Source organism: Nocardioides sp. zg-1230 (genome assembly GCF_013155335.1).
GTDB lineage: Bacteria > Actinomycetota > Actinomycetes > Propionibacteriales > Nocardioidaceae > Nocardioides.
In genome coordinates, this window is record NZ_JABJQZ010000002.1 from 435,345 (window position 1) to 458,164 (window position 22,820).

Genomic DNA, 22,820 nt, shown 5'->3' on the forward strand with positions numbered 1-22,820 from the left:
GCCATGAGCAATCCCTTCGACCGACCCAGCGGACCCACCGGACCCGACGGCCCCCAGCGGCCGGGTGGTCCCGGTGGCACGGGCGGCGCCCGCCCCGCGAGCACCTCCCGCCGACCTGGTGCCCTCGTCATCACCGCGATCGTCCTGGTCCTGGCCTTCATGCTGCTGAGCGCGTTCGCGTCGTTCTGGACCGAGCGGCTGTGGTTCGGCTCGGTGGGCTACCAGGAGGTCTTCACCACCCTCCTCCTCACCCGCATCGGCCTGTTCTTCGTCTTCGCCGGGCTGATGGCCGCCGTCGTCGCGGTGACGATGGCGATGGCCTACCGCTACCGGCCGGTCCTGTGGCCCGGGATGCCGGGGATGCCCGACGACGGGATGGACCGCTACCGACAGCTGCTCGCACCTCGCATGGGCTGGGTCATCGGCGGTGCGGCCGCGGTGATGGGTCTCTTCGCCGGCGCGTCGGCCTCGGGGCAATGGCGCAGCTACTCCCTGTGGCGGCACAGCCAGGACTTCGGCACCACCGACCCCTACTTCGGCAAGGACGTGGGCTTCTACGTCTTCGACCTGCCGTTCTGGCACTACATCGTCGACTTCGTGATGGCCCTGGCGGTCGTCGGCCTCATCGCCTCGCTGGTGATGAACTACCTCTTCGGCGGCATCCGGCTCTCGGCCCGTCCCGGGGAGCGGCTCACCAGCGCCGCGCAGATCCAGGTGTCCGCGCTGCTGGCGCTCTTCGTGCTGGCCAAGGCGGTGGACTACTGGCTCGACCGCTTCGACCTGGTGACCAACTCCGGCTCGATCTTCACCGGCATGGGCTACACCGACGACAAGGCGGTCCTGCCCGCCAAGGAGATCCTCGCCGGCATCGCGATCGTCTGCGCGCTGCTCTTCCTCGCCAACATCTGGCGCCGGACCTGGCTGCTCCCGTCGGTCGGCGTCGCCCTCTTCGCGCTCTCCGCGATCATCCTCGGACTGATCGTGCCGACGCTCGTCCAGGCGATCCGGGTCAACCCCAACGTGCCGGACCGCGAGGGCCCCTACATCAAGGCCAACATCGACGCGACGCGCGCGGCCTACCAGCTCGACCAGATCGACGTGCGCAACGTCGGCGCGGCCGTCGACGGTGCGGGTGAGCTCGACACGCTGGACGGCATGACCGACGGCATCCCGCTGGTGGACCCGCAGATCGTCAGCGAGATCTTCGAGCAGCAGCAGCAGGTCCGTGCCTACTACTCCGTGCCCAACGTGCTCGACGTCGACCGCTACGAGATCGACGGCACCGACCGGGCCGTGGTGCTCGGCGTCCGCGAGCTCGACCAGAGCGGCCTCGCCGAGAACGACCAGAACTGGTCCAACCTCCACACCGCCTACACGCACGGCAACGGCGTCATCGCGGCCTTCGCCAACCAGCGGCCCGAGGACGACTCCACCCAGCAGACCGGCATCCAGTGGGCCGAGGGAGCGGAGGCCGACGAGGACACCCTGAGCCGCGTCGCCGGCGAGGACGGTTACGAGACGCGGGTCTACTTCGGTGAGCAGAGCCCGACCTACAGCATCGTCGGCCAGCGCCCCGGCGGCGCGCCGGTCGAGTTCGACCTGCCTCAGGGAGACCGCAGCGAGGAGGACGTCGCGACGACGTACGACGGTGAGGCGGGCGTGCCGATCGGCAACGTCTTCAGCCAGCTGCTCTACGCCGTGCGCTTCAGCGAGCCCAACCTGATCCTGTCGAGCCGCGTGCACGAGAACTCGAAGATCCTCTACGACCGCAACCCCCGCACGATGGTGGAGAAGGTCGCCCCGTGGCTGACCGTGGACTCCGACCCCTACCCGGCCGTCGTCGACGGGCGGATCCAGTGGATCCTCGACGGCTACACCGTCACCGACAAGTACCCCCTGTCACAGCGCGAGTCGCTCGAGGAGATGACCGACGACTCCCTGCAGGAGAACACCGGTTTCCAGACCCTGCCGACCGACGAGATCAACTACCTCCGCAACTCGGTCAAGGCCACGGTCGACGCCTACGACGGCACGGTGACCCTCTACGAGTGGGACGAGGAGGACCCGATCCTCCAGGCCTGGACGGAGGTCTTCCCCGACACCGTCCAGCCCAAGGACCAGATCCCCGACGCGCTCATCGAGCACCTGCGTTACCCCGAGGACCTGTTCAAGGCCCAGCGCTTCCAGTTCCAGCGCTACCACGAGACGTCGGCGTCGGCGTGGTTCGAGGGCTCGAGCCGCTGGGAGGTGCCCAGCGACCCGCAACGCACCACGCGCCTGCAGCCGCCCTACCGCCTGTTCACCGACACCGGGGAGGGCGAGACGTGGTCGTTGACCTCGGTCTACGTGCCGCGCGACAAGGAGAACAACCTGGCGGCCTACATGGCGGTCAACAGCGACGCCACCACTGACGACTACGGCAAGGTCTCGGTGCTGCAGCTGCCCAACGAGCCCACGGGCGGACCCCTGCAGATCGCCAACACGTTCGCGACCAACGAGGACGTCAGCGCAGCCCTGCTGCCCTACACGACCGGTGACGCCAACCGGGTGCCCGGCAACCTGCTGACCGTGCCGATCGGCAACGAGTTCATGTACGTCCAGCCGGTCTACACCCGCCGCGACGGCGAGTCGAACTTCCCGATCCTGCGCTTCGTGCTGGTCTCCTACCAGAACAGGGTGGGCATCGGCACGACCCTCGTGGGCGCGATCGAGGACGCCCTGACCTCCGACGCCTCGACGGACGGGTCGTCCGAGGAGCCGACGGAGGAGCCGACCGAGTCGCCGACCGAGGAACCGACCGAGTCGCCCGGCTCGCAGCCGACCCAGGAGCCCGGTGGGGAGACCGACGTCGCCGAGCTGCTGCGCCAGGCCGACGCGAAGTTCGCCGAGGCCGACGAGGCCCAGCAGGCCGGCGACACCGTGCGCTGGGCTCGCCTGATGGAGGAGGGGCGCGAACTCATCCGGCAGGCCGTGCGCCAGATCGGCTGACCCCCGATTTGGGCTCGGCCCACCACCCCTGTAATGTTCTGTTCACCGACGCGGGGTGGAGCAGCTCGGTAGCTCGCTGGGCTCATAACCCAGAGGTCGCAGGTTCAAATCCTGCCCCCGCTACTCAAGAATCAAAAGATTCGCACCTTGGCCCCCACATCTTGTGGGGGCCAAGCGCATTTCAGCCCACATCTAGTGGCCCGATGCGCCTATCCGGGGTCGATTGTCGGCTTGATTGTTTCTCGAATGACCTAGGTGACCCTGGTCGCACCAGGTGCATCCCCCGTTCGATCCACGCGTGTACTGCACCGCCTTGCGTCCCCGATCGAGGGCGATCGGGGGCATCCGGGGGCGTCGAGGGACGACTCCTGAAGAAAGTTGAGCCCGGCTGGTGGCGGGGATTGCCGGACCCTGATCGCCTCGGACGGTCCTGCGACATGACCCCCATGACGCCCGGCGACACGCCGGCCACCTACAGCCCCGACACCACCCTCACCCTCAGCGAGATCGCCGACCTCACCGGCCGCGACCTCAAGACCATCAAGACCTGGAACGACTCCGGCAAGGGCCGCTGGCCCAACGCCACCCAGGACGAAACCGGCCGCAAGACCTGGCGCGTCCCGGTCCGCGACCTCGTCGCCACCGACGTCCTCGACGCCTCCCAGATCGAGCAGGTCGCGAACGAGCTCGCCGCCCGGCGCGAGTCCAAGGAGACCAAGGCCCTCCGCGAGCAGGTCATCCGCCTCGAGGAGAAGCTCACCGCCGCGGCGGCCCTCGCCGATGAGCGCGCCAACACCATCGCCCTCCTCAAGAGCCTGGTCCGCAAGGGCGGTGCAGCATGAGCCGCAAGCTGACCGGTTCCAAGAAGCAGACCGACGGCGGCTGGACCGCCAGCCTCCCGATTCGCCGCGGCGCCACCAAGCGCCGGACCTACACCTTCACCACCGAAGAGGCCGTCGACCGCTGGATCGCCGCCGGCATCGCCGCCATCGAGAGCGACACCGACCTCCCCACCCCCGGGGCCGAGGGACGCGTCGCGAACAAGCGCACCCAGAAGACCGGGACCGACTTCCGCGCCATGGCCGACCGGTGGCACGCCGAGCGCTACGAGGAGCTGCGGCGCGGCAAGCACGACCGCGCCACCTCGACCCTCGGCCACATCAAGCGCATCGCCGCCTTCATGAACGAGCGCGGCCTCGTGCTCGAGACCATGGTGCGTGACGAGGTGAAGGCGTTGCAGGCGACCCTCACCCGGTCGAACACCGACATCACGGTCCGCGTCCCGGACGGCGTCGACCCGACCCAGCTGGTCACCATGGCCGAGGCCCTCGAGCTCCCCAAGATGGCATCCAAGTCGACGCTGAAGCGCCGCAAGGCCGAAGGCAAGCTCGTTCCCGTCGACCCGTCTTCCGCGGTGCACCGCTTCCTCGTCTCCGATCTCTACAACGAGGACATCCTCGGCCCCGGCGGCGAGCTCCGCCGAGGACCGCGCACCAACGGCAGCCTCTCCCAGGACGTCGCCAAGGACGTCATGTGGGCCTTCGAGGAAATCTGCAAGTACGCCCTGGACCACGGCGTCGACGTCCCGCAGGACCGCAGCAGCCTCGCCATGCACATCACCGACAAGGCGCCCAGCGCTGAGCGCCAGCCCGTCAGTCTCACGCGCTGCGCCGACATCGCCTCGCGGTTGCACGTCGTGCACCAGCTCGCCCTGTGGGTCATGCGCATCCTCGGGCTGCGCATCAGCGAGGCCTACGGCATCCGCGTCTACGACGTGCTCGACCAGGGGCCGGGCCAGTACGGCGCCGTCGCGGTCAAGACGCAGGGCGGCAAGAAGTTCACCCAGATCGCCCCGGACGGCACCAAGGTCACCAGCGACGACAAGGACGAGCTCAAGACCAAGAACTCCAAGCGCGCGCTCGTCGTCCCGCCCGCCCTCATGGACTTCATCCGCCTCGTCGTCGCTGTCTTCCACACCGACGCCGACGGCGTGATCCGCCAGGACGCTCGCCTCATCCCCGGCCTCAACCGCCGAGACGCCGGCGGCCAGGCTGCCTTCCGCACCGCCCTGGCGGATGCTGCCGAGGCCGCCCGCGTCGACTGCACGCCTGAGGAGGAGGTGATCGACGAGGTCTTCTCCTGCACGCCCCACGACATGCGACGGACCATCCTGTCCGACCTCGATCGCCTCAAGGTGAAGGGCACCCACACGCGGCGATTCGCCGGCCACCTCGCCGGCACCGCCGTCCTCCACCGCAGCTACCTCCTCGACGACCCGAAGCTCCGCCCCGCGCGGAAGATCGCCGTCCTCATCCAGAAGGAGCTCACCACCAACCTCCCGGTCGGACTCGTCATCCCCACCACCGTCCGCTGCACCACCGGCAACCAGAAGTTCCTCGCGTTGGACGGTCCGCGCATCGACGCCGAGCTCGCCGAGCGTGGCTCCCTCGTCCTCACGACGGACGAGGGCGGGGAGCCGCTCCTCGGGACCGTCGAGGCTGCCGATCTCTGGGACGTCACGCCCAAGACGGCGCGTCTCTGGATGGCCGAGGGTCGAGTGCCGTCAGTCCCGTGCGGCGGTCGTGGCAAGGGGCAGGAGCGGCGGGTGCGTCTCTGCGACGCCATGGCACTGCGCCAGCGGCTCAGCACCCAGATCACGCTCGTCCGGCTCGCCGATGAGGTCCAGACGACCTACCACACCGTGTACCAGTTCGTCCGCGCGAAGGGGCTCGAGCTCGAGGCCTGGGGCGAGCGCGACTTCATCGTCCCGCCCGCAACTGCCGCCCTCCTGCGCGAGCACTACGCACACCAGGCAGAACTGCACCGCCGCGCCGTGCCCTACTCCAAGGCAGCGAAGGAGCTCGGTACGACGGTGGCTGCGGTCGAGCACCTCGTGGAGGACGGGACGTTGGACAAGGACGAGCGCGCCTACGACGGTCGTCGCATGGTCACCCGCGAGAGCCTCGCCGGGGCCACCCAGCAGCCGGTTCGCCGTCCCACTCCGACGGTCCGCGACGACCTGATGACGTGGGCCGAGGTGTCGGCCGCAACCGGACTGGCGAGCGCGGACATCGACGCACTCGTTGCTGACGGAATGCTGGTGCGCGTGCAGCACCAGCGGCGACGCCACGTGACTCGGGTCAGCGTGCTGAGGTATCTCGCCGAGCACGACCCGTCACGCCTCGCGCTGGCCGTCTGACGGGTCCAAGCTCGATACCCCTCCCTCCACGCGACCGATGAGGCGGTCCGGCTCGCGTGGAGGTCGTGGGTGCCGCCGTCAGCGTGACTCTTTGCTGCGCAGGGCGTGGCCAACGGCACCCGGAACAAGGTGCCTACGACCCTTGACTACATACCCCCTAGGGGTATGGTTGAGGACATGAACGCGCACGTGCACGAACCGGACACCGCTACGACGCACCAGATCACGGACCCGGTGTGCGGAATGAGCGTCGACCCGACCGCGACAGAGCACACGCTCACGCACGACGGACGGGAGTTCTACTTCTGCTCGGCGAGCTGCAAGGACAAGTTCCAGGCCACGCCCGACCGGTACGCAAGCCACGACCAGCACGACCAGCACGACCACGCCGGGAACGCTCACGATCGCGGCGGACACGCTGCGACGGCCAGCGGCACTGCCCCACCCACGCCCGGCGACGGGGAGGCTGTGGAGTACACGTGCCCGATGCACCCCGAGATCCGTCGACCCGGCCCCGGGGCGTGCCCCATCTGCGGCATGGCGCTCGAGCCGGTCGTGGTCACGGTCGACTCCGGCCCGTCGCCGGAGCTGCGCGACATGACCCGCCGCTTCTGGTTCGGCGTCGCGCTCTCCATCCCCGTCGTCATCCTCGGCATGGGCCGCGACCTCGTCGAACCGCTGCACGACGCCGTGTCCGCCACGACGTCCGCGTGGATCCAACTCGTCCTGGCCACACCGGTGGTCCTGTGGGCCGGGTGGCCGTTCTTCACCCGCGGCTGGGCGTCGGTACGCACCATGAGGCTGAACATGTTCACGCTCATCGCGATGGGCACCGGCGTCGCCTGGCTGTTCTCCGTCGTCGCAACGTTGGCCCCGGGCATCTTCCCCGCGGCGTTCCGCGAAGACGGCGCAGTCGACGTGTACTTCGAGGCGGCCGCCGTCATCACCACCCTCGTCCTCCTGGGTCAGGTGCTGGAGCTTCGCGCCCGTGAGGCGACCTCTGGTGCCATCAAGGCGCTTCTCGACCTGTCCCCGAAGACCGCCAGGCGGGTGCGTGACGACGGCACAGAGGAGGAGGTCACTCTCGACCAGGTTCAGCTCGGCGACCTGCTCCGCGTCCGCCCCGGCGAGAAAGTTCCCGTCGACGGCGTCGTCGAGGAAGGGAAGTCCGCGGTCGACGAGTCGCTGGTCACTGGCGAGTCCATGCCCGTGACGAAGGAGCCGGGCGACAACGCGATCGGCGGCACCCTCAACTCCACCGGGGCGCTCCTCGTGCGCGCCAGCGCGGTCGGTCGAGACACCATGCTCGCCCGCATCGTGCAGATGGTCGCTGAAGCGCAGCGCTCCCGTGCGCCCATCCAGCGCACCGTCGACAAGGTGTCCGCGGTGTTCGTGCCGGCCGTCATCGGCATCGCCGTGCTCGCGTTCATCATCTGGGCCCTCGTGGGCCCCGACCCGAAGCTCGCCCACGCGCTGGTCGTCGCGGTCAGCGTCCTCATCATCGCCTGCCCGTGTGCGCTCGGCCTGGCCACGCCCATGTCCATCATGGTCGGGGTCGGCCGGGGCGCCCAGATGGGTGTCCTCATCAAGAACGCCGAGGCGCTCGAGCGGATGGAGAAGGTCGACACAGTCGTCGTCGACAAGACCGGGACGCTTACCGAGGGCAAGCCGGCGGTCGTCGCGGTCGAACTCGCAGACGGGTTCAGCAACCTGAGCGCCGCGGAGCTGCTGCGGCTCGCAGCCGCGGTGGAGAACGCCTCTGAGCACCCGCTCGCGCGTGCCATCGTCGACAAGGCCCAGGCCGACAGTGCCGGCGGCTCGAGGGCGAGCGGGGCGCGGCTGCCCGAGGTGGCTGACTTCGACGCCCCGGCCGGCAAGGGCGTCCTCGGGACCGTCGAGGGCCGCAAGGTACTCATCGGCACCGCGGGGTTCCTCACCAGTCAGGGCATCGACCCCGCAGGACTGGCCGAGACGGCGGACCGGCTGCGCCGTACGGGGGCGACCGCGGTTCTCGTCGCCGTCGACGGCACCCCCGCGGGTGTCATCGGCATCGCCGACCAGGTCAAGGAGACGACCCCGGCTGCTCTGGCGGCGCTGCGCAAGGAGGGCATCGAGGTCATCATGCTCACCGGCGACAACCAGGTCACCGCTCAGGCTGTCGCCGCCGAGCTCGGCATCGACCGAGTCGAAGCCGAGGTGCTGCCCGACCACAAGGCCGACGTCGTCAACAAGCTCCGTGCTGAGGGCCGCGTGGTCGCGTTCGCCGGCGATGGCGTCAACGACGCTCCGGCGTTGGCCGCTGCGGATGTGGGCCTGGCGATGGGCACCGGCACGGACGTCGCGATGGAGTCTGCCGGCGTCACGCTGCTGCGCGGCGACCTCAACGGCATCGCCCACGCCCGCCAGCTCTCCCACGCCGTCATGGGGAACGTTCGTATCGGAATTCTCGCCGCCTTCGGCTACAACACCGTCGGCATCCCCATCGCCGCCGGTGTGCTCTACCCGGTGTTCGGGTGGCTGCTGTCGCCGGTCATCGCCGCGGCCGCGATGGCGTTGTCGTCGGTCAGCGTCATCATCAACGCGCTCCGGCTGCGGACCCAGAAACTGGCGTGAGACCAGCGGCTCCGTACCATCGAGAACGATGAAGCCAGTGCCTTCCACCGCCGTCAGCACCCGTAGGCGAGTCCTACGGGCGCTGACTGCTGGGCGCGGCGCCCGCCGCCCCTGGCTGCCCGCCCTCGTGGCGGCCCTGGTCGTCGGCATCCTCGGCATGCACGCCCTGGCCAGCCACGGCGCCCCGTCCGCCGCCGCGGCTCCTGCAAGCACGATGGCCGCGATGAGCACGCCGGCAGGCCACGACGCGGCGATGGCAGCAGGGACATCCGACGCCAGTCACCACCACGCCGCCGCTGCCGCACACACCGCGATGGCGGCCGCCGGCACCAGTGTGAACGGTGACTTCGGCTCGGGACACGGCTCAGGACACGGGATGGCCGGCATGGTCATGCTGTGCGTCGTCATGCTCGCCGCGGCGGCGCTCACGCTGCTGGTGGTGCTCGCCGCGCGACTCTTCCGACCGCTGCTGCCGGCCGCGTTCATGCCCGCCGCTGTGCGTGAGCGGGCGTTGCAGTGGGTGCGTGGCACCGGCCCGCCCTACGAGTGGCAGTTCTCCGTCATCAGGTGCTGACAGGTCCTGCGACCGCCCGCCACCGCTGAGCTCGACCGCGACTGCCTCGCGCGTTCGACAGCAGCGTTCCGGCCGGGTGACGCCTCCGCCTGCCTCCAACACCCCACTGACTACCTGAGACCAGGAGAACTTCCCATGCACAAGACCAAGACCCGCACGCGTGCGCTCACCGCGCTCGCGCTCACCCTTGTCCTCGGCGCCGGCCTCACCGCCTGCGGCGACGACACCTCGGACGCGGCCGGCCAGGCCGAGGTCAGCACGACCGAGCACAACGACGCCGACGTCACTTTCGCCAGCGACATGATGACCCACCACGCGCAAGCGCTCTCGATGGTCGACCTGACCCTCAACCGCCCCCTCGACCCGGAGGTTCAGGGGCTGGCCGAGGACATCCGAGAAGCGCAGGGCCCCGAGATCGAGACGATGGCCGACTGGCTCACCGAGTGGGGCGAGGACGTGCCGGAGACGATGCGCGACCACGTCAACGGTGGCCACGACATGGACGACATGTCCGACAACATGGACGACATGGGCCACGACGACATGCCCGGGATGATGACCGCGGACGACATCGACGACCTGGAGAACTCCGCCGACGGCGAGTTCCAGGACATGTGGCTCGAGATGATGATCGAGCACCACGAGGGCGCGGTCGAGATGGCGCAGACCGAGCAGGCCGAGGGCAAGTTCAAGGACGCCGTCGACCTCGCCGGTCAGGTCATCGAGACGCAGACGGCCCAGATCGACACCATGAAGGAGCTCCTCAGCTCCTGAGCTCGAGCGCAGGCGGACGCCATCGGCTCCTCGGTGACGTCCGCCCGCGCGCCTCCCCCGTCCCGCATACCGGCCGAGACCGGACGCGTCCCCCTCTCTTGGAAAGTAGAGCGTCGTGAAGACCCCCACCCCCATCGTGCTTGCGGCCGTCGTCACGACGGCCCTCACGTTGACCCTCGCCGGATGCAACAACGAGCCAGCCACCACCAGCGACACCAGTCCGACCGGCGCGAGCGGTTCGACCTCGTCCAGTACCGCCGCGGCGGCGCCCGACGACGCCTCTCTCCCGCCGTGGCCCGCCCCGGCCGACGTGCCCGCCCGCGTCGCCGCCGCCGGCCTCGACCTCGGCCCGATGGGGACCGCCGAGCACTACCACCCCCACCTGGCCGTCACCATTGACGGCCAGCCGGTACCCGTGCCGCCCAACATCGGCGTCGACCCGAACACCGGCGCCATGTCCGCGGTCCACACTCACGAGGGTGACGGCACCATCCACATCGAGGCCCACACGGTCGGTGAGAAGTTCACCCTCGGCCAGCTGTTCACCCAGTGGGGCGTGACCCTCACACCCACCCAGGTCGGCGGCGTGAAGGCAAAGGGTGACGCGAAGGTGACCGTCACCAGCAACGGCACCCCGGTCGCCGGAGACCCGGCCGACCTGCGGCTCGAGCCCGACCAGCAGATCGAGCTCACTCTCGGGTGAGTTCGCCGGCACGATGAAGCGTCTGGGGTAGCGGCCCACCGGTTCGACCTCTGGCCGGCGTGTTGTGGACCAGCCGGTCCTGCTGTCGGGCGCGCTGACAGGATGCGCCTGCTGGCGAGGGGAGACGATGTGGACTGGCAGCGGGACCTGGTGGGGCTGGTGGCCGGCTTCGTGCTCGCCACGGTGACCACGCCAGTGGGTGTGTCCGGCGCAGTGTTCCTGCTCCCGGTGCAGCTCTCGGTGCTTCACGTGCCGAACCCGCGGGTGACCCCGACGAACCTGCTCTTCAACGTCATCTCCGGACCCGGCGGATTGGCGCGCTACCGCCGGCGCGGGCAGTTCGACCGCGCGCTCACGCGCCAACTGCTGGCCGGCTCGGTGCCCGGGGTGGTGCTCGGGGCGCTCATCCGCGTGTACGTGGTCGCGGACCCGGACGTGTTCCGGGCGCTGGCGGCGGCGGTGCTCGCCCCGGTCGGGCTGTTCATCTTGCGCAAGCCCGCACCAGGCTCGATCGAGCGGCGGCTGTCCCCGAGGACGGTACGTGTGCTGGCGTTCGTCATCGGGGTCGTGGGCGGCATCTACGGCATCGGCGGCGGCTCCGTCCTCGGCCCCATCCTGGTCGGCACCGGCATGGCGGTGGCCACCGTGGCACCGGTGGCGTTGCTCTCAACCTGGGTGACGTCCTTGGTCGGGGTGGTGACGTACGCGGTCATCGCTTTGGATGCGACCGGCCCGGTGGCGCCGGACTGGTCGTTGGGCGTGGCGACGGGTCTCGGTGGGCTGGCCGGCGGGTGGGTCGGAGCCTCGCTCCAGCCCCACATCCCCGAACGGGCGTTGAGAACGCTGCTCGGGGTGATGGCGCTGGCGCTGGCGGTGCTCTACCTGGTGCAGGTCGTACTCGGCTGACCCAGGCGGCGTGGGCCAGTTGTCGTCGTCCACGGTCGGCAGCACCCGCGAGAAGCTGAACCGGCGTCAAGGCGGGACGAAAGACCCTACCCCCGGGGGGTATGCGGGGCGACCATGGGAGCAAGAGCTGAACCCGTGAGGAGCCCGCCATGGCCGCAACAGAAAGCACCCGAGACGCGACCCGCCCGACTAGCGCGGCAGCGCACGAGTGCCACCTGCCATCCGACGCGTCCGCCGGTACGCCCCTACCTGCTACCCGCGGCTACGCCGGCAGGCGTGAGGACTACCTGGTGCGGCTGCGTCGCATCGAGGGCCAGGTCCGCGGCGTGCAGAAGATGGTCGCCGACGACCGCTGGTGCCCGGACGTGGTCAACCAGCTCGCCGCCGTGACCCGAGCGACCGAAGAGGTCGCCGCCGGGCTGCTCGACGACCACGTGCGCCACTGCGTCCTCGAAGCCGCCCGCCAGTCCGGTGACGCCGGACAGGCCCGCATGGACGAGGTCGCCGCCGCCATCCGCCAGGTCATCCGCCTCTGAACCCACCCCACGCGCTCACCCACGAGCCACCCGTTCACCCACCCACGAGAAGGAGCAGAACGATGAACACCAACATGACCCGGACCCCGAACCTCGGGCTGTTCGCGGTCGCAGCCGCCATCGCCGTCGTCGGCGCACTGTGGGTCGGCGTCCCCGCCGGCACCCTCGCCGTCGTCGGCATCGCCCTCATCTGCCCGCTGATGATGATGGTGATGATGGGCGGAATGATGGGGATGCACCACGGCGGCAGCAACGACAGCAGCACGCCGTCCCACGACCGCTCCGACGACCAGCACCCTCAGGACCGCTGAGGTCGTCATGACCGCCCACGCCACACCTCACCCCGCCGGCCACACCGCATCTGCGGCGGCTGGCCGGCCGCTGATGACCGCGTCCGGTGTCGAGAAGTCGTACCGGCGCGGCATCTGGCCGGCCCGTCACGCCCAGGCGGTCCTCAAAGGCGCGAACCTCGAGCTGCTGCCAGGTGAGGTGGTCGGCCTGGTTGGGGAGAACGGGTCGGGGAAGTCCACACTGATGAAGGTCCTCTTCGGCGAGCTCGCCCCGGACGCCGGCACCGTGGAGCACGTCGGACGGCTCGGCTACTGCCCCCAGGAGCCGGTCGTGTACGAGCGCCTGACGTGCGATGAGCACTTCGAGCTGTTCGGGCACGCCTACCGGATGAACCCGGCCGACGAGCACACGTCGCGTCGCCGGCTCTACGAGACCCTCGGGTTCACCCGCTACGCTGGCACGCGCGCGGACCAGCTCTCCGGCGGCACCTTGTCGAAGCTCAACCTGGGGCTGGCGCTGCTCGCCGACCCCGAAGTGCTGCTCCTCGACGAGCCGTACGCCGGGTTCGACTTCGACACCTACCTGCGGTTCTGGGACCTGGTTGCCGAACGCCGGGCCGCAGGCCGAAGCGTGCTCATCATCAGCCACTTCGTCGTCGACGAGCACCGCTTCGACCGCATCGTCCAGCTGCACGACGGCACCACCCACGACCGACCACCGCACGACCGTCCGTCTGAGTGAGCACCCGATGAGCACCGTCGACACCTCCGTTCGCGTCCCCATCGGCGGCGGACTGCTGGTGCGCCGCTTCCTCGTCGAGGCAGCCCGCAACCGGGTGACCCTCGGCCTGCTCGTCGTCGTCCCGGTCGTGTTCGTCGCCATCGTGGGGGGTGTCATCACCGATGCCGGCGAGCTCCTGGGCGGCCAGGGTGGACCTCAGGCCGAGACGACCACGGCCGGCTGGACGGCCGGGTTCGTTGCCGCGGTCGCGATGTACTTCCAGGTCCGCTCCGCCCGCGCCGCCGACCAGCGCCTCGTCCTGGCGGGACTACCCGCGGCACGCCTGGTCCTGGCACGCATGACGACCGGAGCCGCGCTCGCGGTGGTGGCCGCCACCGCGTCCTACCTGACGCTCGTGGTCCGCGTCGGTGGCCTCGACCACCCCGCCCGAGTCGCCGCGGCCACCGTGATGTTCGCGGTCATCTACCTGGCCCTCGGCGCCCTCATCGGCGCCCTGGTGGCCAACCCGGTCAACGGCACGGTGCTCGTCTTGTTCGTCTGGCTCGTCGACGTCGTCTTCGGGCCTGCGTTCCGGCCCGCCGACACCCTCGTGTCCAAGGTCTTCCCGACCCACTACCTGAGCCTGTGGATGATGGACGAGCCGTCCGGTCACGCGGGCCGGCCCGGCGATCTGGGCTGGGCGCTCATCTGGACCCTCGTCGCCGTCGCACTCAGCTGGATGGTCGTCGCGGCCACCAGCCGCACCGCGCGGACCCACGCCCGCACCAGCTCGAGCTCGGCCCGCGGCCAGCTCGCCGTGGGCACCCAGATGGGCCTGCGTGAAATCAGCCGAAACCGGGTGCTGTGGGCGCTCATGGTCGCTGTCCCGGGCCTCTTCGTCGCCCTGTCCGCCTTCACCACGCCCGAGGGCTACGAAACGATGATGGTCCGCGAAGCCGGCCGGACCGTGGCCGCGACGTTCTGGTTCCCTGACACCCACCCCGGCCTGATGGCGCCCATCTCGGTCGGAGCGCTGGCTGCCGTCGTGGGGCTGTTCACCGCGCTCGGTGCACGCGCCGCCGACCGACGGCTCGCCCTGGCGGGGTTCCATCCGGTCAGCCTGCTCACGTCGCGACTCCTTGTCGTGGCCGTGCTGGCCCTCGTCGTCACCGCCGCCTCACTAACGGTCACCGCGCTGTTCTTCGAACCCGGCCAGTGGGGCCCGTACGTGCTGGCCAACCTGCTCATCGCGTCCACCTACGCCCTCGTCGGCGTCCTGGTCGGCTGGCTCTTCGGCCGCGTCGGCGGCGTGCTGGTCGCGTTCCTCCTCCCGTTCCTCGACCTCGCGATCGAGCAGAGTCCCATGTTGAACCCCGACCTCTCCACCCTCGCGCACCTGCTACCGGGGTACGGAGCCAGCAGGGTCCTTTACGACGCCGCACTGACCAGCAGCTTCGACGAGACCGCCTCGCTCCTCATCGCGCTGGGCTGGCTCGCGATGCTTGCTGCTCTCGTCGCTGGCCTACTCGGCCGGGTCGTTCGTCCTGCTCGCCGCCGACCTCGACGGGGCCGTCGCCCTCGAGCAGCGGTCGCGATTCTGCGGACTTCCCGGGCTCGCCCGTGACGTGCATCCAGGCAGGTGAGCTAGCCCGGGGCTCCAAGCAACGCGCATTGGGCTAACATCACGTTTTGTGATGACTGAGACGATGAGCTCGCCTCGCACGTACGCGGGCTTCACCGCGGCCGCGTGCCTGTTCCACGGGTTCTCCGACCCTGCACGGCTGGCCATCTTGCAGCGACTCAGCGAAGGCGAACAACGCGTCGTCGACCTCGTCAACCACCTGGGCCTCCCGCAGAGTTCGTGCTCCAAGCACCTGGCCTGCCTCAAGGACTGCGGACTCGTCACCTCCCGCGCGCAGGGCCGGGCGTCGGTGTACTCGCTGACCCACCCCGACCTGCTGCTGCGACTGTTCGCCGGCGCCGACGAGCTGCTCGACGCCACGGGTGAGGCCGTCGCGCTGTGCGAGAACTACGGCGCCACGACGCTCCACCCATCCGATCCTGCGAGTGAGGAGACCGCATGACGTCCCACGACCACACGGTCACGACGCACGAGCACGCGCCGTTGACGGCCTCCGAGCGAGCCAGGCTCGGCCGCCGGGCCCAGCTGCTCGCCGCGGCGTCGGTGACGTACAACGTCATCGAGGCGGTCATCGCCATCACCGCCGGCATCGTCGCGGGCTCCGTCGCGCTCGTCGGGTTCGGCCTCGACTCCATCGTTGAAGTCTCCAGCGGCCTCATCATCCTGTGGCAGTTCCGCCACAAGATGCCCGAGAGCCGCGAGCGGCAGGCGCTGCGGCTGATGGCATTCTCGTTCTTCGCGCTCGCCGCGTACGTGTCGTTCGAGTCGGTCCGCGCCCTGCTGGGCGACCACGACCCCGACGCCTCCCCGGTCGGCATCGGTCTCGCCATCGCGTCGCTGGCCATCATGCCGTTCCTGTCATGGGCGCAACGCCGCACCGGGAAGGCGCTCGGCTCGAACGCCGTCGTCGCCGATTCCACCCAGACCCTGCTGTGCACCTACCTCTCGGCCGTGCTCCTCGTCGGCCTGGTGCTGAACGCCACCCTCGGCTGGTCGTGGGCCGACCCCATTGCCGGCCTCATCATCGCCGCGGTCGCGGTCAAGGAAGGCCGGGAGGCGTGGCGCGGTGAAGGCTGCTGCGGCGCCGTTGGCTCCAGCCACCACGACACGGACCATGAAGGCGACGCATGCGGTTGCAGCTCTGACGGTGGATGCAGCGACGGATGCTGCGCCCCTGCCGCTGACGCGGGCAGCGAGTCCGCACGGAACCTCGAGGTGTTCCAGATCAGCCCGCCTGGTGAGGACCAGTGAGCGTCACCGCGCTGGGCCTGTTCGGCGTGTACCTGCTGCTCGGTTTCGTGGCACGCACCTTGGCCGCAGTGGTGCCGCACCGGTAACGGCGGGTTCACGTCACCCTCCAATCTCACCACGGGGCCCTCGGTGCACGGGCGAACAACAGCGCCATCACGCGGGCGCTGGCCGCAACCACGCCGTCATCCTCACCGCGGCCTACCTAGCCGTGGTCGCGCTCATCCTCGAACGGTTCTGGAACACAACTGAGCACCCTCGTCCGCTGAGACGATCACGAGTCGGACAAGGCGGATAGGCGACGCCGGAACTCGTCCTCGTCAATTTCTCCGGCTGCGAACCGTCGCCGCAGGATGAGGGCCGCCTCAGATGAGCCCATGTTCGGCCCGGTGGTCGAGCCGGTCGCTGAGCCAGACCCGCCGCGTCCAGGACTGCGCAACATCACCACGAGCAGCGCAACTGCAAGACCGACGAGCACCAAGAGCAACACGATCAGCGCAAACCACCCAAAGCCGTACCCCTCGTGCATCCTGTCGTAGTCGCCCCACATCACACTCACCTCACTCATGGCCCGTCCGCTTCACCACCACTTCATCAGGCGTGGGGACTCTGGCGCATGTGTCGGACGGGTCCCGTTCATGGGGTCGAAAGGCCCCAGTTCGGCAGCGAACCGGCACACGCTGAGCGACCCTCAGCCAAGGCCTTGCATCTTGTACCCGGGTACAGGCTTACCGTGGGCTCATGGACCAAAGCGCCAGCGGCGACGCCCCCGGCACCGGGCTGGCATGGGCCGACGTCGAGGCATGCACCCTCCCAACCGCCGATCGACCCCTACGCGTCGCGGAGTTCGACGACCTGTTCACCACGTCGCTGCGCTCGATCGACCAGCCCAGCGACACGTACGCGCACTTGGTGTTGACCGGCGACATCGAGCTCGCGCACCGCGCCCGCCGGCTCGTCGAAGCCGAGATGGCCTGCTGCTCGTTCTTCACCTTCACCATCAGCGAGCCCCAACCCGGCAACGTGAGCCTCGACATCGACGTCCTGCCCGCACACGCCGGCGTCCTCACGGGACTCCTCGACCACGCCCGCGCCGTGCTGGCGGCAGCATCATGAGCGCCCTCAACGCCGCCCAGCAGGCCGGGGGAGCGGTCGCCGACACGGTAGGGATGCGTCGCGGCCGGGTCGCAGCCGCCGCCGGCCTCAACATCGAGACTCTGCGCTACTACGAACGCCGCGGCCTCCTCGCCGCCCCCGACCGCAGCCCCGGGGGACACCGGCTCTACCCACCCGAGACCGTCACCGTGCTCCGGGTCATCAAGGCTGCCCAACGCCTCGGGTTCACGCTCGACGAAGTCTCCGACCTGCTCGAGCTCGGCCGCCACCGCCACGGCAAGCGCATCGACGCCGGACTCCAACAACGCGCGCACACCAAGCTCGTCGAGGTGGAGGTACGCATCTCCGACCTGACCGCCATCCGCGACAACCTCACCGCCGCACTCGATGCCGGCTGCGACGACCTCCTGGCGTGCGCGTCGTCGCCGTGCTGCCCCATCCCGTTCGAGGCCATCACCCTCCACCCCGACAGCCAGCCCGCACCGGCAGCGAACATCCGGGCGCAACGATGACGGACATGCCCGGACCTGACACCGCGGCCGACCGGCCCGGCAACCGACACCTGATCGGCGGCGCGGCAGCCGCGTGTGCCGTGTGCTGCGCAGCTCCCGTCGTCGGGTTCCTCGGTGTGGCCGGCCTCGCCGCCACAGCGGTCACGCTCGTGTTCGCCGGTGTCGTGTTCGCCCTCGTCGTCGGCCTGCTCGCGGTCGCGGCCCTGCTCACCCGTCGGGCACGTTCACGACAGACGTCGTGCACACCGCGCGCCGACGCCACCGTCGGCGGAACCATGCCGGTGGCGCTCCTACCCACGCGCACCGCCGACGACAGCTGAGCGCACGCTTCGCGCCGTCAGTTGAGCACCCCCGCCACACCGGTGCCTGGCCGTCGTCGTGAGGGCCGCACGCCTTGGGAGACTGCGCTCATGACCGTCGCGAAGTCCCTGCTCCTGTTCGCCCTTGCGGCCGTCGCCGAAATCGGTGGCGCCTGGCTCGTGTGGCAGGGGGTACGCGAACACCGCGGTTGGCTGTGGGTTGGCGCGGGCGTCATCGCACTCGGTCTCTACGGGTTCGTCGCAACGCTCCAGCCCGACGCGAACTTCGGCCGCATCCTCGCCGCCTACGGCGGGGTGTTCGTCGCCGGCTCCCTCGCGTGGGGCATGGCCGTGGACGGCTTCCGGCCCGACCGTTACGACGTCGTCGGAGCGCTCGTGTGCCTGGTCGGGGTCGCGGTCATCATGTATGCACCCCGACCCGCCTGACCCGCTCGCCGAACGCCCGCCAGCACGTCGAAGCAGTCGGCGGTCCTCGGGCCGGTCGCGTCGAGTCCGCTGCAGCACCAGCAAGGACATGGCGGCCCGGTACCGGCGGCCTGTGGACGTTGCAGTCGGCCGTCTTCCCCGAGAACCGTGCCTCCATCGCCCTGCGGACACACGGCCGGCTATGGCACTCCCGCGGTTCGCTCCCGCATCGCTCGGCTCGACGGCGTGTGGCGCGACATCGTGCTCCTCGAGCGGCGCAAGGCCGACCGAGGACTCGTCCTGGGCCCAGGCGCGCTATGCGGCGTCGGACTCGTCCGGCTCCGGGTCCGCGGGCTGTGCGAGCTTGTGACGCCACGGGAACACCCACCGGAACAGGCTCGCGCCGGGGCGACGGCACCAGCAGCCGTCCGGGCAGCCGCAGCACCTCGCACCAAGGGCTTCCGCAACGCGGGTGCCAGCGGCCACCGCGACGTATGCCCCAGCCACGACAAGAAGGCCCTTCTTCACCGCAACGCCTCCACCAGCTGCTCTACCTCCGGTGAGCCCCTCAGGCCAGCTGGCGTGGGGTACATGCGGCATGCCAGTCCGACCTGTTCGCCACCAGTGACGAACGGGTCCCGTCCGTCGATGCGGATGCTCGGCGAGCCGATGAACTCCAGGTCGTCGGCCTGCTCGGGAGTCTCGACGCGCCGCCGGTGCACGGTTGCGTCACCCCGGCCCGTCAGGGCGAGCGCATCGTGCAGGCGCTGGTCGGCGACCTGCCAGCTCGGGCATCCGTCGAAGTACAGCAGCTCGACCTGCACGTAGCGCTCCTCGCATGACTCGGTGGAGACGACTCGTGGGGTGCGTCTCTGGAGCTCCCATTGTCCCACTTCGTGGTCGAGGTGGCACTCTCCGCAGGCGTGCGTAGTCCTGTTCTCAACGAACCCTTCACGCGAGACACTGCCTCATGGCGTTGGAGGAGCAGCCGGCTGACCGGGCGAGCATCCATGCCGAGCTGGAGCGGGTGCGCACCGACCTGCATCAGCTCGTCTCGCGCGCGACCGCAGACGACCTTCGCCGACGCACGAACGGGACGCGATGGACCAACGGCCAGATGCTGTGGCACATGGCGTTCGGCTACCTGCTCGTCCGCCGCTTGCTTCTGCTGGTGCGCCTCTTCGGCCGGTTGCCCGAGCCGTTCAGCCGCGCCTTCGCCGCCGTCTTGAACGCGGGCACGCGGCCCTTCCACCACGTCAACTACGCGGGTGCTGTCGGCGGTGCGCTCGTCTTCCACGGGCCCCATCTGACCCGGCAGTTCGACCGCACCATCGGCCTGCTTCATCGACGTCTGGATGCGGAGTCCGATGCGGCGCTGGCCCGTCGGATGCACTTCCCCGTCGACTGGGACCCGTTCTTCCAGGAGACGATGACGCTTGAGCAGGTCTACCGGTACGCGACCCAGCACTACGACTTCCACCGGGCTCAGCTCACGCTCGAGTAGACGTCCAGGTGGAGTCCAGGACCACTTGCGTGCTAGAGGTATCGGCAGATCTGGTCGGGACTGCAGGTGGCGGGCTCCGGCTCTGCGGCGTGGTCGCGTAGCTCGCTGATGTTGTCACGTAGCGCGGTCAGGTGGGCGATCTGGCGCTCGATGGCGACCAGCCGAGCATCCAGCAGGTCACGGACATGGTCACAAGGAGCTCGGCCGCGGTCGCGGATGTCGAGGACCTGTCGGATCTGGGCGAGCGTGAGCCCGGCGGCCTGGCCGCGGTGGATGAAGTCGATCCGGGCGACGGTGTCCGGGTTGTAGTCGCGGTAGCCGGCCGGGGTGCGTTCGGCGGGCGGCAAGAGCCCTTGTGACTCGTAGAAGCGCAGCGTCTTCGTCGTCGTGGCGGCCGTCTCGGCCAGTTCCCCGATCCGCATGTCGACCTCCACTGTTCTCCGGCCCGGGCTTGACCTTCCCCTGCACTGGAAGGTCCAGTATGGCGCGGTCGGATGAGTCCTCAACCATCAGGAGGTACCCCTCATGGGGACGACGTACGACCTTGCCGTCGTCGGGTCGGGTGGCGCGGCGTTCGCCGCGGCGATCAAGGCGACCGGGCTGGGCAAGTCGGTGGTGATGGTCGAGCGTGGTGCTTTCGGAGGCACCTGCCTGAACACTGGCTGCGTGCCATCCAAGGCGCTCATCGCGGCCGCCGAGGCCCGCCACGTCGCAGCGGACGCATCCACCCGGTTCCCCGGAATCTCAACCTCCGCGGCCGGCGTGGACATGCCGGCGCTCGTTGCCGGCAAGCAGGACCTGGTCGAGGACCTCCGGGGCGAGAAGTACATCGACGTCGCCGAGGCCTACGGCTGGCGTGTCGCCAAGGGCCAGGCAGCCTTCGCCGGCACCGCGGACTCCCCAGTCCTGGAGGTCACCGCGGCCGACGGGACCGTTGAGGTGATCGAGGCTGACCAGTACCTGGCCGCCACCGGCTCCCACGCCTGGGCACCGCCTATCGAGGGCCTGGATACCGTGGACCACCTGACCTCCACCACCGCGATGGAACTCACCGACGTGCCCGACTCGCTGCTGGTCCTCGGCGGCGGCTACGTGGCCCTCGAGCAGGCCCAGCTGTTCGCCCGGCTCGGCTCGAGGGTGACCGTGTTGGTGCGTTCGCGGCTGGCATCGAAAGAGGAACCCGAGGTCTCCCGGACGCTGCAGGAGGTCTTCGCCGACGAAGGCATCCGAGTGGTCCGGCGTGCGACCGTGTCCCGGTTGGCCCGCGACGAGGCGACCGGGCAGGTAGTCGCCACTGCCGACGTGTCCGGAGGCGAGCAGGAGTTCCGCGCCGACCACGTCCTGATCGCCCTCGGCCGGCGACCGGTCACCGACGGCCTCAACCTGGGCGCGGTAGGAGTGACGGTCGGCGAGCTCGGCGAAATCGTCGTGACCGATCGGCTGCAGACCTCCAACCCCAGGATCTGGTCCGCCGGCGATGTGACCGGCCACCCCGAGTTCGTGTACGTCGCGGCCTACCACGGCACGACGGTCGCCGAGAACGCCTTCGCCGACGCAGACCGGGCAGTCGACTACACCCGGCTGCCACGCGTGACGTTCACCAGCCCCGCCATCGGCGCGGTCGGGATGACCGAGAAGGAAATCGTTGCCGCCGGGATCCGCTGCGACTGCCGGGTGCTGCCGCTGACCTACCTGACCCGGGCTCGGGTCAACCGCGACACCCGCGGCTTCATCAAAATGGCCATCAACGCCGACACCGGCGAGATCCTCGGCCTGACCGCGGTCACCAAGGACGCCGGCGAACTGGCCGCCGCCGGTGTGCACGTCCTCGGCAAGACCATCACCGAGGTCGCCGACGCGTGGGCGCCCTACCTGACCATGGCCGAAGGCATCCGACTAGCCGCCAAGTCCTTCACCACCGACGTCTCGAAGCTGTCCTGCTGCGCCTGACCGCAGCAGGCACTACCACGCCCAGCACCACCCCCAGATCTCACCGCGACGGAGGCACCCCCATGTCGAACCACATGTCGAACCTCAGCACCGACCTAACCAGCCGGCTCGCCAACACCGAGGAAACCGGCCTCGACGCCGCCCTCCACATTCCGTTGCTTCGGCTGCTGCTCGACGGTGACCCCGTGACCCTCGAGCAGCTCGCCGAGGCCTCCGGCGGCACCGTCGACGACGTTCGCCGTGGCCTCGCCGCCGCCCCGGACACCGAGTACGACGACCAAGGTCGCATCATCGGCCAGGGCCTGACCCTGCGCCCCACCCCGCATCGGTTCACCGTGGCCGGCGAGGAGCTCTACACCTGGTGTGCGCTCGACACCCTCATCTACCCGGCGCTCCTCGAACACGCCGCGGAGGTGGAGTCGGTCTCACCGGTCAGCGGCGAGACGATCCGCGCTACCGTCGACCCCGCCGCCGGTGTTCTCACGGTGGAGCCAGCCACCGCCGTGGTCTCCCTAGTCAACGTCGGTCAGGACCCCTCGATCCGCACCTCGTTCTGCAACCAGGTGCACTACTTCGCCTCGCTCGAGGACGCCCAACCCTGGCTCGAGCAGCACCCCGACGGCGAGGTCATCCCCGTCGCCGACGCGTACCAGATCGGCGCCGCCATCAGCGCCGGACGGCTCAGCCGACTCCAGGTCGACCCGTCCAGCGCGGGCGACAACCACGGCTGCTGCTGACACCGCCACTCAGCACCAGCACGAGACGAGCATCGAGATGACATCCGGCCGCGACAACCAGACTGGAAGCGGTGGCCTGATC

At 69.6% G+C, this 22,820-nt stretch carries 24 protein-coding genes and 1 tRNA gene; 22 read left to right on the forward strand and 3 right to left on the reverse strand.

Translation table 11 applies throughout. The features are described 5' to 3' along the window. The first annotated feature begins 3 nt into the window (after positions 1-3). From HOO61_RS10070 to HOO61_RS10140, 15 genes are all read left to right on the forward strand, one after another. On the forward strand, positions 4-2,988 hold the full coding sequence (locus HOO61_RS10070) for a UPF0182 family protein (protein WP_172258567.1): 2,985 nt from the start codon (positions 4-6) through the stop codon (positions 2,986-2,988). Positions 2,989-3,037: 49 nt separating this feature from the next. Next, positions 3,038-3,111 (forward strand) — tRNA-Met (locus HOO61_RS10075). Between the two features lie 314 nt (positions 3,112-3,425). Further along, positions 3,426-3,830 carry a hypothetical protein gene (locus HOO61_RS10080; protein WP_129456439.1) on the forward strand — a complete coding sequence of 135 codons (405 nt, stop codon included), beginning with the start codon at positions 3,426-3,428 and terminating at the stop codon, positions 3,828-3,830. After that, the gene (locus HOO61_RS10085; protein ID WP_129456440.1) at positions 3,827-6,187 is read left to right on the forward strand and encodes a hypothetical protein; all 2,361 of its coding nucleotides are present in this window, start codon (positions 3,827-3,829) and stop codon (positions 6,185-6,187) included. The genes HOO61_RS10080 and HOO61_RS10085 overlap by 4 nt, the downstream gene beginning before the upstream one ends. A gap of 177 nt (positions 6,188-6,364) precedes the next feature. Continuing rightward, positions 6,365-8,800 carry a heavy metal translocating P-type ATPase gene (locus HOO61_RS10090; protein WP_253942242.1) on the forward strand — a complete coding sequence of 812 codons (2,436 nt, stop codon included), beginning with the start codon at positions 6,365-6,367 and terminating at the stop codon, positions 8,798-8,800. A 28-nt stretch (positions 8,801-8,828) separates the two neighbouring features. Beyond that, complete coding sequence (locus HOO61_RS10095; protein ID WP_129456442.1) at positions 8,829-9,374, forward strand: hypothetical protein; 546 nt, start codon at positions 8,829-8,831, stop codon at positions 9,372-9,374. Positions 9,375-9,509: 135 nt separating this feature from the next. Next, positions 9,510-10,148 carry a DUF305 domain-containing protein gene (locus HOO61_RS10100; protein WP_129456443.1) on the forward strand — a complete coding sequence of 213 codons (639 nt, stop codon included), beginning with the start codon at positions 9,510-9,512 and terminating at the stop codon, positions 10,146-10,148. 115 nt (positions 10,149-10,263) lie between these two features. Further along, a complete protein-coding gene (locus tag HOO61_RS10105; protein WP_172258569.1) occupies positions 10,264-10,851 on the forward strand; it encodes a hypothetical protein in 588 nt (195 codons plus the stop codon). Positions 10,852-10,953: 102 nt separating this feature from the next. Continuing rightward, complete coding sequence (locus HOO61_RS10110) at positions 10,954-11,757, forward strand: sulfite exporter TauE/SafE family protein (protein WP_172258570.1); 804 nt, start codon at positions 10,954-10,956, stop codon at positions 11,755-11,757. A 149-nt stretch (positions 11,758-11,906) separates the two neighbouring features. Further along, a complete protein-coding gene (locus HOO61_RS10115) occupies positions 11,907-12,293 on the forward strand; it encodes a metal-sensitive transcriptional regulator (protein ID WP_129456445.1) in 387 nt (128 codons plus the stop codon). Positions 12,294-12,355: 62 nt separating this feature from the next. After that, complete coding sequence (locus HOO61_RS10120; protein WP_216658773.1) at positions 12,356-12,604, forward strand: DUF2933 domain-containing protein; 249 nt, start codon at positions 12,356-12,358, stop codon at positions 12,602-12,604. A gap of 73 nt (positions 12,605-12,677) precedes the next feature. Continuing rightward, on the forward strand, positions 12,678-13,325 hold the full coding sequence (locus HOO61_RS10125; protein ID WP_224745077.1) for an ATP-binding cassette domain-containing protein: 648 nt from the start codon (positions 12,678-12,680) through the stop codon (positions 13,323-13,325). 7 nt (positions 13,326-13,332) lie between these two features. Continuing rightward, positions 13,333-14,928: an ABC transporter permease gene (locus HOO61_RS10130; protein WP_129456447.1), complete on the forward strand. Its 1,596-nt coding sequence runs from the start codon at positions 13,333-13,335 to the stop codon at positions 14,926-14,928. An 82-nt stretch (positions 14,929-15,010) separates the two neighbouring features. Then, positions 15,011-15,388, forward strand: coding sequence for a helix-turn-helix transcriptional regulator (locus HOO61_RS10135; protein ID WP_129456448.1), 378 nt, complete (start codon positions 15,011-15,013; stop codon positions 15,386-15,388). Next, positions 15,385-16,197: a cation diffusion facilitator family transporter gene (locus tag HOO61_RS10140; protein WP_129456449.1), complete on the forward strand. Its 813-nt coding sequence runs from the start codon at positions 15,385-15,387 to the stop codon at positions 16,195-16,197. Before HOO61_RS10135 ends, HOO61_RS10140 begins: the two co-directional genes overlap by 4 nt. Before the next feature lie 271 nt (positions 16,198-16,468). Here HOO61_RS10140 and HOO61_RS10145 read toward each other — a convergent pair whose 3' ends face one another. Further along, entirely contained in the window at positions 16,469-16,762 is a 294-nt protein-coding gene (locus HOO61_RS10145; RefSeq protein ID WP_207206903.1) for an SHOCT domain-containing protein, read from the reverse strand. Positions 16,763-16,935: 173 nt separating this feature from the next. Between HOO61_RS10145 and HOO61_RS10150 the strand changes: the two genes are divergently transcribed. From HOO61_RS10150 to HOO61_RS10165, 4 genes are all read left to right on the forward strand, one after another. Further along, positions 16,936-17,310, forward strand: a complete 375-nt coding sequence (locus tag HOO61_RS10150; RefSeq protein WP_129457149.1) for a hypothetical protein — start codon at positions 16,936-16,938, stop codon at positions 17,308-17,310. Further along, positions 17,307-17,822 carry a MerR family transcriptional regulator gene (locus tag HOO61_RS10155; protein WP_224745681.1) on the forward strand — a complete coding sequence of 172 codons (516 nt, stop codon included), beginning with the start codon at positions 17,307-17,309 and terminating at the stop codon, positions 17,820-17,822. Before HOO61_RS10150 ends, HOO61_RS10155 begins: the two co-directional genes overlap by 4 nt. A gap of 5 nt (positions 17,823-17,827) precedes the next feature. After that, the gene (locus HOO61_RS10160; RefSeq protein WP_172258219.1) at positions 17,828-18,142 is read left to right on the forward strand and encodes a hypothetical protein; all 315 of its coding nucleotides are present in this window, start codon (positions 17,828-17,830) and stop codon (positions 18,140-18,142) included. Positions 18,143-18,232: 90 nt separating this feature from the next. Further along, a complete protein-coding gene (locus tag HOO61_RS10165; RefSeq protein ID WP_129457151.1) occupies positions 18,233-18,568 on the forward strand; it encodes a YnfA family protein in 336 nt (111 codons plus the stop codon). A 503-nt stretch (positions 18,569-19,071) separates the two neighbouring features. Here HOO61_RS10165 and HOO61_RS10170 read toward each other — a convergent pair. After that, on the reverse strand, positions 19,072-19,371 hold the full coding sequence (locus HOO61_RS10170) for a thioredoxin family protein (RefSeq protein ID WP_129457152.1): 300 nt from the start codon (positions 19,369-19,371) through the stop codon (positions 19,072-19,074). Positions 19,372-19,517: 146 nt separating this feature from the next. Between HOO61_RS10170 and HOO61_RS10175 the strand changes: the two genes are divergently transcribed. After that, complete coding sequence (locus HOO61_RS10175; RefSeq protein WP_129457153.1) at positions 19,518-20,051, forward strand: DinB family protein; 534 nt, start codon at positions 19,518-19,520, stop codon at positions 20,049-20,051. A 32-nt stretch (positions 20,052-20,083) separates the two neighbouring features. On the opposite strand, the gene HOO61_RS10180 is transcribed toward HOO61_RS10175, so the two are convergent. Beyond that, on the reverse strand, positions 20,084-20,473 hold the full coding sequence (locus HOO61_RS10180; RefSeq protein ID WP_129457156.1) for a heavy metal-responsive transcriptional regulator: 390 nt from the start codon (positions 20,471-20,473) through the stop codon (positions 20,084-20,086). Positions 20,474-20,576: 103 nt separating this feature from the next. On the opposite strand from HOO61_RS10180, the gene merA reads away from it, so the two are divergent. After that, the gene (gene merA, locus HOO61_RS10185; RefSeq protein ID WP_129457154.1) at positions 20,577-22,001 is read left to right on the forward strand and encodes a mercury(II) reductase; all 1,425 of its coding nucleotides are present in this window, start codon (positions 20,577-20,579) and stop codon (positions 21,999-22,001) included. 62 nt (positions 22,002-22,063) lie between these two features. Beyond that, positions 22,064-22,738, forward strand: a complete 675-nt coding sequence (gene merB / locus HOO61_RS10190) for an organomercurial lyase MerB (RefSeq protein ID WP_224745682.1) — start codon at positions 22,064-22,066, stop codon at positions 22,736-22,738. Positions 22,739-22,820 lie beyond the last annotated feature (82 nt).

What these genes read in the sequence shown, in the direction of transcription:
- HOO61_RS10070 (WP_172258567.1), top strand. Translation starts at nt 4, where the DNA reads ATGAGCAATCCCTTCGACCGACCCAGCGGACCCACCGGACCCGACGGC.
- HOO61_RS10080 (WP_129456439.1), top strand. Translation starts at nt 3,426, where the DNA reads ATGACCCCCATGACGCCCGGCGACACGCCGGCCACCTACAGCCCCGAC.
- HOO61_RS10085 (WP_129456440.1), top strand. Translation starts at nt 3,827, where the DNA reads ATGAGCCGCAAGCTGACCGGTTCCAAGAAGCAGACCGACGGCGGCTGG.
- HOO61_RS10090 (WP_253942242.1), top strand. Translation starts at nt 6,365, where the DNA reads ATGAACGCGCACGTGCACGAACCGGACACCGCTACGACGCACCAGATC.
- HOO61_RS10095 (WP_129456442.1), top strand. Translation starts at nt 8,829, where the DNA reads ATGAAGCCAGTGCCTTCCACCGCCGTCAGCACCCGTAGGCGAGTCCTA.
- HOO61_RS10100 (WP_129456443.1), top strand. Translation starts at nt 9,510, where the DNA reads ATGCACAAGACCAAGACCCGCACGCGTGCGCTCACCGCGCTCGCGCTC.
- HOO61_RS10110 (WP_172258570.1), top strand. Translation starts at nt 10,954, where the DNA reads ATGCGCCTGCTGGCGAGGGGAGACGATGTGGACTGGCAGCGGGACCTG.
- HOO61_RS10115 (WP_129456445.1), top strand. Translation starts at nt 11,907, where the DNA reads ATGGCCGCAACAGAAAGCACCCGAGACGCGACCCGCCCGACTAGCGCG.
- HOO61_RS10120 (WP_216658773.1), top strand. Translation starts at nt 12,356, where the DNA reads ATGAACACCAACATGACCCGGACCCCGAACCTCGGGCTGTTCGCGGTC.
- HOO61_RS10125 (WP_224745077.1), top strand. Translation starts at nt 12,678, where the DNA reads ATGACCGCGTCCGGTGTCGAGAAGTCGTACCGGCGCGGCATCTGGCCG.
- HOO61_RS10130 (WP_129456447.1), top strand. Translation starts at nt 13,333, where the DNA reads ATGAGCACCGTCGACACCTCCGTTCGCGTCCCCATCGGCGGCGGACTG.
- HOO61_RS10135 (WP_129456448.1), top strand. Translation starts at nt 15,011, where the DNA reads ATGAGCTCGCCTCGCACGTACGCGGGCTTCACCGCGGCCGCGTGCCTG.
- HOO61_RS10140 (WP_129456449.1), top strand. Translation starts at nt 15,385, where the DNA reads ATGACGTCCCACGACCACACGGTCACGACGCACGAGCACGCGCCGTTG.
- HOO61_RS10145 (WP_207206903.1), bottom strand. Translation starts at nt 16,762, where the DNA reads ATGAGTGAGGTGAGTGTGATGTGGGGCGACTACGACAGGATGCACGAG.
- HOO61_RS10150 (WP_129457149.1), top strand. Translation starts at nt 16,936, where the DNA reads ATGGACCAAAGCGCCAGCGGCGACGCCCCCGGCACCGGGCTGGCATGG.
- HOO61_RS10155 (WP_224745681.1), top strand. Translation starts at nt 17,307, where the DNA reads ATGAGCGCCCTCAACGCCGCCCAGCAGGCCGGGGGAGCGGTCGCCGAC.
- HOO61_RS10160 (WP_172258219.1), top strand. Translation starts at nt 17,828, where the DNA reads ATGCCCGGACCTGACACCGCGGCCGACCGGCCCGGCAACCGACACCTG.
- HOO61_RS10165 (WP_129457151.1), top strand. Translation starts at nt 18,233, where the DNA reads ATGACCGTCGCGAAGTCCCTGCTCCTGTTCGCCCTTGCGGCCGTCGCC.
- HOO61_RS10175 (WP_129457153.1), top strand. Translation starts at nt 19,518, where the DNA reads ATGGCGTTGGAGGAGCAGCCGGCTGACCGGGCGAGCATCCATGCCGAG.
- HOO61_RS10180 (WP_129457156.1), bottom strand. Translation starts at nt 20,473, where the DNA reads ATGCGGATCGGGGAACTGGCCGAGACGGCCGCCACGACGACGAAGACG.
- merA (WP_129457154.1), top strand. Translation starts at nt 20,577, where the DNA reads ATGGGGACGACGTACGACCTTGCCGTCGTCGGGTCGGGTGGCGCGGCG.
- merB (WP_224745682.1), top strand. Translation starts at nt 22,064, where the DNA reads ATGTCGAACCACATGTCGAACCTCAGCACCGACCTAACCAGCCGGCTC.